Origin of the sequence: Luteitalea sp. (assembly GCA_009377605.1) — a bacterium.
Taxonomy (GTDB): Bacteria; Acidobacteriota; Vicinamibacteria; order Vicinamibacterales; family Vicinamibacteraceae; genus WHTT01.
On the sequence record WHTT01000142.1, the window covers coordinates 1 to 11,026 of the forward strand.

The following is an 11,026-nucleotide window of genomic DNA, read 5'->3' on the forward strand; positions in this document are numbered from 1 at the left end:
CACGGGCGAGATCTTTCTCCAAGGCGAAGGACACGACACCAAGAAATCGCCGTTTCGTCCTTCCGGTCTGGCGACGGCCCCTGATGGCACCATCTACATCAGTGACTGGATGCTGATCGACTACACGACCCACAAGCGAGGACGAATCTGGAAGGTGACGCCCCGCGATGGCGTGGCGACGGTGCCACCGCGCGCCGCGTCCACCCCTGCCGAGCCGTCACCGGCCGTGGCCCGCCTGAACGAGCTCTACACGTTGGCTGCGCCCGAGGACTACGAGCGCCTGCGGGCCGCGTTGACCGATGACGATCCCTTCATTCGCAGCGCCGCGGTCACCACGCTGACCAAGTCGGTGTTTCGCGGCACGGTGATGCGAGACCTGGAGCATCCGAGTGACCGCGTTCGTCTGGGCGCACTGGTCGATGCTCATCCCGCCCCAGTTATGGCACCGCCTGCATATTTTGTGATCACACGTTCAACAGAACCTCAGATTTCGATCCACGCGTACGGTTCACGCAGGTTGCGTCCCAGCAACGTCGAGGCCTCGGCATCGTTCTCGAAGTCTTCCTGCTTCGCGTTCCAGGTGAGCCGGCGCCCTGTCTTGGCGGCAATCGTGCCGAGGAGACAGGCCGTCGTCGACGTATGCCCGATCATCTCATCCACTGCACCTTTCTTGCCCAGCCGTACTTGCTTCACGAAGTTCTGCGCGTGAAGGGCGGTTGCGTCGTCGCCTTGAAAGGCCTTCCTCGTGCCCGCCGACGCGGCCGATGGCGACTCCTGCTTCTCACGCCCGCGGCGCTGAGGTTCCGTGTACAACTCCCAACCGATGCGGTCTACCATGAGCGTGCCCTGGGTGCCATAGAAGGCCAGTCCGTGCGGCCGGTCATGGTTGCCGACCATGCTGTAGTATTCCTGTCCTTCGTAGCGCCCACCTAGACCGTGTCCGTTTGCCCAGTTTGCCACGTACTCCATGATGAAGGTTGGATACTCGTACGTGGCCACGTGTAGGTCGAAGATGTCACCCGGGCTGTCTTTCATGACGCGGCGGCCAAAGGCGGACACCGCAACGGGCGCCGTCGCGTTCATGATCTGGTGGACGCTGTCGATGCGATGGTTACCGAAGTCGGTGATGTATCCGCCTGCGTAGTCATAGTAGACGCGGTACGTGCTCAAGAACCGCGTTTCGTTGAACGGTACCTGTGGTGAAGGCCCCAGATAGAAGTCCCAATCCAACCCCTCGGGTGGGTCGGAATCGGGAACGTTCTCTGCGGGGCCCTGCGCATTGTTGCCGGAGTTCCAGACCCGAACCAAGCTCACGTCTCCGATTTCTCCAGCCTGGACCATCCGGGCCGCCTCCGCAATGTGGGGCGACGAGCGATGTTGGGTGGCAGGCATCAGGATACGACCCGTCCGTGTCGCTGCGTCGACCATCGCCCGGCCTTCTTTGATCGTCAGGGCGAAGGGTTTCTCGACGAACACGTGTTTTCCGGCGTCGAGCGCGAGCACCGTGGGAATCGCGTGCCAGTGGTCGGGTGTCGCCACGAGCACGGCATCGAGGTCCTTCATCTCCAGCAGCTTGCGAAAGTCCTGAAATGTGGGAGCCCTCCCACCGGCCATCTCGGTGGTGGCCTGCTGGGCGTTGGCTTCATACACATCGCACGCGCCCACCAGCTCCGTGTCTGGCGCCTGCAGTATGTCTCGCATCACGAGTCGGCCACGGCCGCCGCAACCAATCAGCCCAACCCGCAGGCGCTCGTTGGCGCCGAGCACTCTGCTCGTCGAGAAAACCGTCCAGGCGACGGCTGCGCCTGCGCTTCGCAGAAATGTACGCCTCTGCATCCTCGTGCCTCCTTCAGGCTTGTCGTTGGTCGGGCGCGCCGGGACGGCCCGACTGGTTCGTGACGCGCGGGCGCTTCTGGATTCAAGAGCCCGAATGAAGTTGTACAGTTTGGAGGATAAGTACTCTATCTCGAGAGATCAAGCGCCCAGCGACCCGAGCGTCTTCCTCGCCGCAGGGCTCGTCCTGACGATGACAGCTTTCCTGGCCGCGTATATCCCAGCCCGCCGCGCCTCGCGCACGGACCCGATTGAGGCCCTCCGGTACGAGTAGGGCCTGGGTCTGGCACAGTAGGTCGTCGACGGTAGTTGCCTGACGGAGCGGGTGGGCTCAGCGTGCCGGCAATAACGCTTCGAAGCCAGCCTCCGGAAAGTGGCCATCCGTCGTCAGCGCCTGCGTCAGGCGCAACTCCCGCATGACAACGAAGCTCGAGCAGTCGGTAAACGAGTACGCGTGATCGGCGTGTTTTCGAAAGAAATTCTTTGCCGTGTCGAAGCGGGATGGTCCAACCCACTCGAGACGAATTCCGGCGCTTTGCTCGATCAAGTCCAGCACGCGCAATGCAACATGCGCGCCGCTGCGCACGTTGGCAAGCGTGACGGCTTCGGCAACGATGTAATCGGTGACCACGAATCGTCGACCTGCCCGGAGGAACGCTTTCACGACCTTCTTGGCAGGACTATGGTGGGCATCGTTCTTGTCGACGAGGGCGTAGAGGCCGGAAGTGTCAACGAAGACCTCACGACCTGCCATAGAGAATCCGATCGATCTCGGCATTCGTCAGCTTGCCACCCGCACCATCGATGGCGAATTCGTCCAGGTTGAGGAGCGGATCCTCTGGTGGCAACCGATGCGTGCGTCGCGGCGCAGGACCAAGTTCTGCGACCGGCTTGCCATCCCGCGCAATCGTGATTCTTTCCCCGCGTTCGGCCCGCGCAACTAGCCGGGAGAGCTGTGTCTTGGCGGCGTGGATATTGACGACCGTTTCGGGCATACGCCGATGTTAGCTAAGCGATGTGGACTAGTCAAGCATCCAACCTCGTTGTGGCGCCATGACTTCTGGTGCGTGCCTTCTTCGTCCTGATGGGCCCGGCCTTGCGCGGCCGCCACACTCAGGGCAGCGCAAACGCGTAGTAGCCTTGAGCTTCCGGCTTGCCGGGCCTGAACATCGCCGGTGTACGAGATCCGCCGCCCTCGTCGCCCGCCGCATAGAAGACGACGTACTGACGTCCACGGCGCTCGAACACCGCCGGAATCCCGTCTGGGTTTGCTTCAAGCGGCTTCTCCCAGAGGACCCGTCCGTTGTCCTTGTCGTACACGCGAAGCGTGCGATCGCCGCCGGACGCGAGGAAGATCAGACCTCCGGCGGTGACGACGGGCCCGGTTCTCGGGCGATAGCTGCCCGTGTTGGTGATCCCTTTCGCCGCCAGCGAGGGAATGTTGCCGACGGGCACACGCCACTCGATCGTTCCCTCGTTCAGGTCGTACGCGACCAGCTCCGACCACGGAGGACCGATCGTCGGCAGGCCGTCCTCGGACAGCCACTGTGCTCCGATCCTCGCCCATCCCGGTCCGCGCGGCGCTAATCTCCTCTGTGGTGAGGGTGGAGTTCAGAGCCTTCTGGATGTCCGGGCTGACGGGTTGCGTGTTCGACCCTTCGATGAAGTCCACCGCCACCGCATCGGCCCTGACCACGGCTTCGAGGAAGGTGAGATCTGCAAGAGCGCTGGCGAGAATGCCGAATTTCCACTGCGTGAGGCGATCCTCACCCACGAGCGTGCGCGTCCGCCACGAGACGCGTTCCAGCGCATCGGGCGCCCTCTCGAATGCTTCTTGCCCGCCTGTGGGGATAGTCAAGCAAGCGATCAGTGCTCCCGTTGTGACGAGCTTTCGGATGGGTCGCATCATTTCCGATACCGTTGTCGGCGGTCCTACAGGATCGCCCTGGAGTTTTCGCATTTGTGCGCCCGGCCTAAAGGTCGGACACTTGGCTAGTCCGTCGTGGTGTCAGCGGTCTGTGGTAACACGAACACGTAGTAGCCTTGAGCCGACGCCAGCCCGGGCCGCGCCTCGAACGCCTCCTCTATCGGCGTTTCGTTGCCCTCCTCGCCCGAGGCACAGAAGGCGATGTATTGACGGCCGCCCACCTCGAAGACCGACACGATGCCTTCGGGATTCGCGTTCAACTCGTATTCCCAGAGCAGCTTGCCATTGTCCTTGTCGAAAGCGCGGAGCATACGGTCGGCCCACGATCCAACGAAGATCAGCCCGCCCGCCGTGACGACGGGGCCATTTCGCCAGGCGCGCCGCCCGTTGCCGGTGTTCGTGATACCGCGCGCCGCCAGCGCCGGGCTGGTGCCGAACGGCGCACGCCACTTTATGGTGCCCTCGTTGAGGTCGTAGGCCACGATCTCCGACCAGGGCGGGCCGATCGCGGAAAGGCCGCTCTCTGCTTGGAACGCGCGTCCGAGCGGACCGGTGTAGCGAGTGCCGGGGTAGAGCGTCATACCATCTTTGCGCGCCGAATCGGTGGCAACCGGCCTGCGCTCGCGGCTTCGCTCCTCGTCGTCATCGGCCGGGCGTCCTAGAAACGCCATGAGATCTTCCAGGTCGTCGTCGGAGATGACGTCCTCGGTGAAGGCTGGCATCTGGCCTTGCCCTTCTCGGATCTGCGCCTCGAGATAGTCCGCGCTCAGTTCGCTGATGGCAATCAGGCCGCTGCGGTCCATCGTCTGGATGCCGCCTTGCTGAGGCTTGCCATGACAGGTGACGCACATTTGCTCGTACACTGCGCGGCCCCGCACTTCAGGAGAGCCCTCTCTCCTCTTGCGCTCCTCATCCGGGTCAAATTCCCTGAGTTGATGGATCGTCGGATGATCCGTCGTTCGCACGTAGAGAAATCCCGTCTCCGGATCCGCCGCGCTGCCACCGAAGTTCGCCCCGCCAAACTGTCCGGGCATCATGATCTGCTCGCGATCCAGAAGCTGCGGTGTGAATACGCGCCCAGCTCGAGCCGCCAGGAAGCGCTTGTGCACCGCCTCCTTATCCTTCGGATCGAGATAGGGATTGATGTCGTCTTCCTTGAATTCCTGCCGTGCGAACGGGGGCGGCTTGGTCGGGAAGGGCTGGGTGGGCCACGCTTTCTCACCCGGTACGTCGCTCGCGGGAACCGGCCGTTCCTCGATCGGCCACAGTGGCTCCCCGGTCTCCCGATTAAATACGTACAGAAACCCGAACTTCGTCGGTTGAGCGACGACGTCGACCATTTCGCCATCGTGGCGTACGGTCAAGAGCTTCGGTGCGGCCGTCAGGTCGTAATCCCAGAGATCGTGGTGCACGGCTTGAAAGTGCCACAGGCGCTTCCCGGTCCGTGCATCCAGCGCCAGCAGACAGTTCGCAAACAGGTTGGCGCCTAGCCGGTCACCGCCGTAGAGGTCGTGAGTGGGAGAGCCGGTGGGCACATAGGCGATCCCTCGCTTCTCGTCGATCGAGATCTCTCCCCAGGTGTTGGCGCCGCCGGCGTACTTCCAGGCCTCCGGCGGCCAGGTGTCATGGCCATGCTCGCTTGGACGCGGGACGGTGTGAAACGTCCAGACCAGCTTGCCGGTGATCACGTCGTACGCGCGGATGTCGCCCGGAGGCGAGAAGTATCGCTCGCCGGTATTGGAGCCGGTGATGAACAGGTTCTCGTATACACGCCCAGGTGTGCCGCTGGGACTGCCGAGGACGCGCGGTTGTCCTACTCGCATCTCGACCCGGCCGTTGTCACCGAAGGCGGTGATTGCCTCGCCGGTCTGCGCGTCGATCTGCCACAACGCGCCGCTGGCCGCGTAAATCAGCCTGCGGTCGGAACGGTCCTCACTTTCCCAGTAGTTGATGCCGCGATTACCGGGGCTGCCCTCACCATCGACCGCATGCGACCAGATTACTTTCCCTGTGGTCGCCTCGAGCGCGACGATGTTGTTCTCGCGCCCGAGCACGTACATCACGCCATCCACGACGATCGGATTGAAACCAAAGTTACCCGTGCGATCGGGCACGGGATAGTGCCAGGCCAACTCGAGACTGCTCACGTTGGTCTTGTTGATTTGCGTGAGCGCCGAGTACTGCATTGAGTCGGACGAACCGCCGTAGTCGCTCCACGTCGTCCACCGCTGTTCCTCGAGGGTCCACGCGCCACGGACCAGCCAGGCTCCGAGGAGGAGACCAATCAAGCCGGCAGCTCCCAAGAAAGGCAACCAAAGACGCCGAGTGTTGGATCTCATGATCTGTTGACCGAGGTAGGGCGCGTTCGCCGAACGCCCCGTCGGGACGCCGCGCCGAGACAACGGCCGGCTCGGCGAGGCGGCCCTACCTAGAAGCTATACCGCAGCGAGAACTGCATGCGGCGCTCGTTGCGTGCCGACGTGACCGTGCCGAAGTCAGCATTGGTCTGCCTGCCGGTGGTATCGAATTGCGCCTCCGTATCCACCTCGTTCCATTGCGCGTGGTTGAACAGGTTATAGATCTCCCACCGGAACTGGAGCCTGTGGTTCCCCTTGAGCGGGAAATCCTTGAAGAGTGAGAGGTCGTGATTGTGGAAGCCGGGCAAGCGGATCTTGGCGTTGTAGCAGTTGTTCCCGATATCGCCCCGTCCGCTGGGGCGTTGGAACACGCTCGTGTCGAACCAGCGGTCGACGGCCCGCTCGCCGGCCGGGAGATTCGGATCCGCGGTCATGTTGATGTTGCCGCAGGTTTCACCGCCTCCCGAGAAGTCGAAGTCGTCGCTGAATTCCACCTCGACGTCCGAGAAGCCACCGGTGGCGAACGTGCTGATGCCGGAGATCCGCCAGTTGTCCAACGCCCACTTCGCAGGATCCCAGCGTACGAGCTTGCTGCCGGCAGGGACATCGACCATGTAGCTTGCCACGACCACGTGCTCCTGAATATTGCTTCGTGTCTTGGCCACGCTCGAGGGCAACGGATTGTTTTGATTCAGGCCCGTCGCGAAGCCCTTGGCCCACGTATAGCTCCCCGCCAGCTCGAACCCACCGGTGAAGCGGCGTGTGAGCTGCAGCTGCAGCGAGTCGTACCAGGCCTTTCCAATCGGAGCGCTGATCTCGATATCGCCGAAGCCAGTGATCGGACGCAGGAACTCATCGGGCAGCGCGCCCGGATTGGCGGCGGTCGCCTCGACGGTGGGGTCGCGATTCTCCGCCAAGAACCGTGCGCCGGCGGGGAGGGCATTGTAGTTCCAGTCCAGGCCGAGGTTGTGCGTGGTGTCACCCACGTACGCGACGTCGAGCACCGTGTTCCACCCGATTTCTCTCTGGAGCCCCACGGTATACCGGTAGGTGACAGGCTGCTTCGCGTTGGCTCGCTCGATACCGTTGACGTCGGTCGGCGTCGTCGTACCCGTTCCCGTCAGGTACGAGTCCATATCGGTGTAACGGATGGTTCGCGTGAAGTTGTACGCCGGGCCGCCGTCGAAGGTCGGGCCACCGGTTGCGTTGTGGAAGACGCCGCCTGCAGCGCGCAGCACGGTCTTGGGGTTGATGGCATACGCCATCCCGACGCGCGGATCGAACAAGACGCCGATCGGCTCGACGAATCCACGTCCACCCTTGACGTAACTGCCGTCTTGCTGAACCACGATGCCGTTGATCTCGCACGGCGTGGACGGCGTAATCACGCCGCAGGTATAGCCGGATCCGGGCACCATCTGCCCGATGAAGGATTCAGGGACGACCTGGCCCGTCAGCGGGTTCAACGCGCGGCGGCCATCGGCGGTGATGGTCGGCTCGAACAGCACCGGTGGGTTGCCGCCCCACTCCGGATCGAAGCGATCGAAGCCAAAGACCGATGCCTCGCCGCCACCCTGGTGTGGATGGTCCCACTTGTACATGCGCACGCCGAGATCCAGCGTGAGCCGGTTGTTCATCTTCCACGTGTCCTGGACGAACCAGGCCAGGGTGTTCTGCCGGCGGTTGTCGCCAACGCGCCCCATGGATTCGCTGTACTCCGTGACGTGCCCCATGAACGCGTTCGCGTAGGCGAAGCCGGTGTTGCCGGGGTCGGCGCCGTCTCTCCGGAAGCTGAGCTCGCCACCGAAGTTCCCGGAGCGCGCCTGACCGAACCGTTCGTGCTCGTGCATGACGCCCAGCTTGAACGTGTGTGCACCACGCGTGTGGGTCAGGGTCAGGGCAGTGTTGAGCGCCGTGTCGGCGCCGTAGATCGGCCACCGGCCGTCGTAGGTGATCTCGCCGATGTCGCGGCTATTGCTCTGCACCGTGCCAAAGTCCACGCGCGGGATCAGATTGAGCGGGTTGTGTATCGGCGCGAACTGCGGCAGGTTGGCCAGCTCGGGATAGCTGCTCCGCTGAATGCTCGCCAATTGCGCGTCGTTCTCGGGCGGCCCGTCCTCGGTGCTGTAGAAGATGCCGGCGCCGAGCTCGAGCACGGTGTTCGCCCCCAGGATGCGCGTATAGTCGATTTTGCCCTGGTCCGCGGTGAAGTCGTAGCGTTGCCGGACCAGTCCCCAACGCGCGGACGCACCCGCCACGTTCCATCCCACGCTCTTCGTGTACCAGGTCTGATACTTGACGGCGAGGGTGTCCTGCTCGGTGGCTCGGTAGTCCACGCGGATGAGATGCTGCCGCCGCGGATGATCGATGCTGTCTTCTTGCGTGAGGTAGTTGTACCCCGACCCGTCCGTGTTGGGCAGCGGGAACAGATTGAGCAGTGCCATGCCGCGCGGATCGGCCCGATCGGGCGGGATGATGTTGCCCGGGAACGGCTCACCGGTCAGCGGATCGCGGACGACGATCAAATCGCCGGATGTCGTCCGTGTCTGCGAGAAGTCGCCCGCCCGTTCACGCGCCGTTGGCATCGTAAAACGCCGCAGCTGATTTGGATCCTTGAGCTGCGTGTCGTCGAGCGAGTAGAAGAAGGACAGCTTGTTTCCCTGCGGGTTGAGCCCCGGAATCTTCGGCACCGGCCCACCAAGGTTGCCGCCGATGGTCGAATAGCGGTACTCGGGTTTCTCGACGTCGTCCTTGTTGTTGAAGAAGTTCGTCGCGTTGAACATCTCGTGACGCTGGTAGGTGTACGCGGTGCCGCGGTACTCGGACCCCCCGTGCTTGGTGATGAAGTTCACCTGGGCGCCGCCCTTCAGGCCGTGCTCGGCGGTGTAGGCGCTCATTTGGACGTTGACTTCCGCGATCGCATCGAGGTTGGTCGCACCGCTGAAATTACCGCCGCCGCCGCCGTCGCCGCCGTTGATGCCGTCCACGTAGAGGGTCTGGCCCCGACCCCCCTGGATGTTGGGTACCGGCGTCGAGTAGCTGCCGCCGAACGTTTCCTGGTCGTTGGCCAGGAGCGAGACGCCGGGCAGGATCTTCAGCAGGGAGACCGGGTCTCGGCCGCGGATGGAGAGATTCGTCACCTGCTGGAGATCGAGAATGGCTTGATGGGACGTCGTGGTCGTCGCGACGCGCTCTCCACGAGCGGTCACGGTGACCGACTCGGTTTGTTCGCCGACGTCGAGCTGAAGCGCGCCAAGGGCCAATCGTCCGCTGGCGATCAACATGTTGCCCTTGCGCTCCAAGGTCTGGAATCCCTCCAACGCCACGCGGATCGTGTACGCGCCGGGGGCGAGCGCCTGAAACACGAAGCTGCCGTCCTCGTCGCTCGTGCTCGTCCGTTCCTGGCCGTTGAGCTCGTTGATGGCCGTGATCGTCGCCCCCGGCAGGACTGCACCCGTGGAATCCACGACCGCGCCGGTCATCGAGCCGGACGTTGTTTGGGCGGACGCCGCTGCGGCGCACAACAGCGCCAATGCAAGTGTTCCGAAAACCTTCATGGCCCCTCCTCCAGAGCTTGGGATGCCGCGGCGACGCCCGGCAGCGCCACCGAGCCCTCCAGAGCGCGCACGTGCGGGGACGACCCGGCGCGGCACGCGAGCCGCCTCCAGTCAACGCACCACCTCGTCAAGGTGCGTAGCGCCCTGCTGACCGCCGCTCACGTACGACCGGATCACCCCTCGGTCGACTGTTGCGTATAGTGCAACAACCTGTGCATGAATGCGGGCCGGGATGTTACCAACGAGGGTCGAGCCGAGTCAAGCGTCGGCTCGATCTGGGGTGGAATCGGCGTCCTGCGGTCTCAAGACCGCGCGAGGCTGCTTGTCAGGTCGTCAGAGCGGTGCTGATATCGCGGGCGACGGCGCACGCCTGCTGAGCCGCGCTGAGGCAGCGCTTCTTGGAGAAGCGCGTAAGCGGTGCGGAGATGCCTATCGAGGCCACGACCGTGCCATCCCGATCGCGAATTGGGGCCGCGACACACCGTACTTCCTCGAGGAACTCGCCATCGTCGGTCGCGAACCCCCGGGTGCTGATCGCGGCACACGCTTCCGCGAGACGATCGATCGAGACAATCGTTCGCTTCGTGTACGCCTGCAGCGGTTGGTCGCCAAGGATCGCTCGCAGATCGGCCGCCCCGAGATCCGCGATGAGCGCCTTGCCGTGGGCGGTGCAGTACAGGGGCATGAGCTCGCCGGTTCGACCCGAAACGGCGACCACTTGATCCGTCGCGGCCTGATGATCGATGAACAGCGCTTGCTTGCCTTCTCGCACCGCGAGGTGCGCCGTCTCGCCGGTCTTGGCGGCCAGCGTCTTGAGGTGGTCATGGCAGAAGGTGACGAGTGTGCTCAGGCCGTATTTGCGCGAGAGGCGCCAGACCGACGGTCCGAGGATGTACTCTTTTCGGCCGTTCGGATGCGTGAGGAATCCGCGCTGCTTCAGCGTATTGGCCAAGCGGAAGACGCTGCTTCGATCGATACCGAGGCGATCCGTCAGGACCCGAAGCGGGACCGGCTCGGAGGACTCGGCCACGGCTTCGAGAATCGACAGACCTCGTCCCAAGCTCTGGATGGAGGGTGTTTCGAGGGCTGCTTTCTTTTGCATCGCTTCGATCGGGGAAAGTAGGTCTGCTCGCGCAGAATATCGAATTCCTGAAACTGTTTCCAGAGCGTTCTGTCCACCTTCGTCTTCGCCCCGCCCCGCAGCGGTCGCCGTCTGGTGGCGGCTGGGCGGCCAAGGCCCCTCGCCCTCCGCTTTTGGCGCCCAGTTGGGGCGGCCTCTTTGGTGGCCTGTCGGTGGCCTGTTGAAGCGAAGTGATAATGTCCCCTCGCGAGCGAAATAGAAATGTCCCCTA

At 63.5% G+C, this 11,026-nt stretch carries 7 protein-coding genes; all 7 read right to left on the reverse strand.

What is annotated here, in order from left to right; genetic code table 11:
• Positions 1 to 483 precede the first annotated feature (483 nt).
• On the reverse strand, positions 484 to 1,836 hold the full coding sequence (locus GEV06_26920; protein MPZ21492.1) for a hypothetical protein: 1,353 nt from the start codon (positions 1,834 to 1,836) through the stop codon (positions 484 to 486).
• Positions 1,837 to 2,164: 328 nt separating this feature from the next.
• On the reverse strand, positions 2,165 to 2,611 hold the full coding sequence (locus GEV06_26925; GenBank protein ID MPZ21493.1) for a PIN domain-containing protein: 447 nt from the start codon (positions 2,609 to 2,611) through the stop codon (positions 2,165 to 2,167).
• Positions 2,574 to 2,828, reverse strand: coding sequence for a type II toxin-antitoxin system prevent-host-death family antitoxin (locus GEV06_26930; GenBank protein ID MPZ21494.1), 255 nt, complete (start codon positions 2,826 to 2,828; stop codon positions 2,574 to 2,576). The genes GEV06_26925 and GEV06_26930 overlap by 38 nt, the downstream gene beginning before the upstream one ends.
• Positions 2,829 to 2,946: 118 nt before the next feature.
• Positions 2,947 to 3,390 carry a PQQ-binding-like beta-propeller repeat protein gene (locus GEV06_26935; protein MPZ21495.1) on the reverse strand — a complete coding sequence of 148 codons (444 nt, stop codon included), beginning with the start codon at positions 3,388 to 3,390 and terminating at the stop codon, positions 2,947 to 2,949.
• Positions 3,391 to 3,825: 435 nt separating this feature from the next.
• Complete coding sequence (locus GEV06_26940; GenBank protein MPZ21496.1) at positions 3,826 to 6,099, reverse strand: PQQ-binding-like beta-propeller repeat protein; 2,274 nt, start codon at positions 6,097 to 6,099, stop codon at positions 3,826 to 3,828.
• An 89-nt stretch (positions 6,100 to 6,188) separates the two neighbouring features.
• Positions 6,189 to 9,674 (reverse strand): hypothetical protein, encoded by a 3,486-nt coding sequence (locus tag GEV06_26945; protein MPZ21497.1) that lies wholly within the window; start codon positions 9,672 to 9,674, stop codon positions 6,189 to 6,191.
• 325 nt (positions 9,675 to 9,999) lie between these two features.
• A complete protein-coding gene (locus GEV06_26950; protein MPZ21498.1) occupies positions 10,000 to 10,776 on the reverse strand; it encodes a helix-turn-helix domain-containing protein in 777 nt (258 codons plus the stop codon).
• Between the last annotated feature and the right edge of the window lie 250 nt (positions 10,777 to 11,026).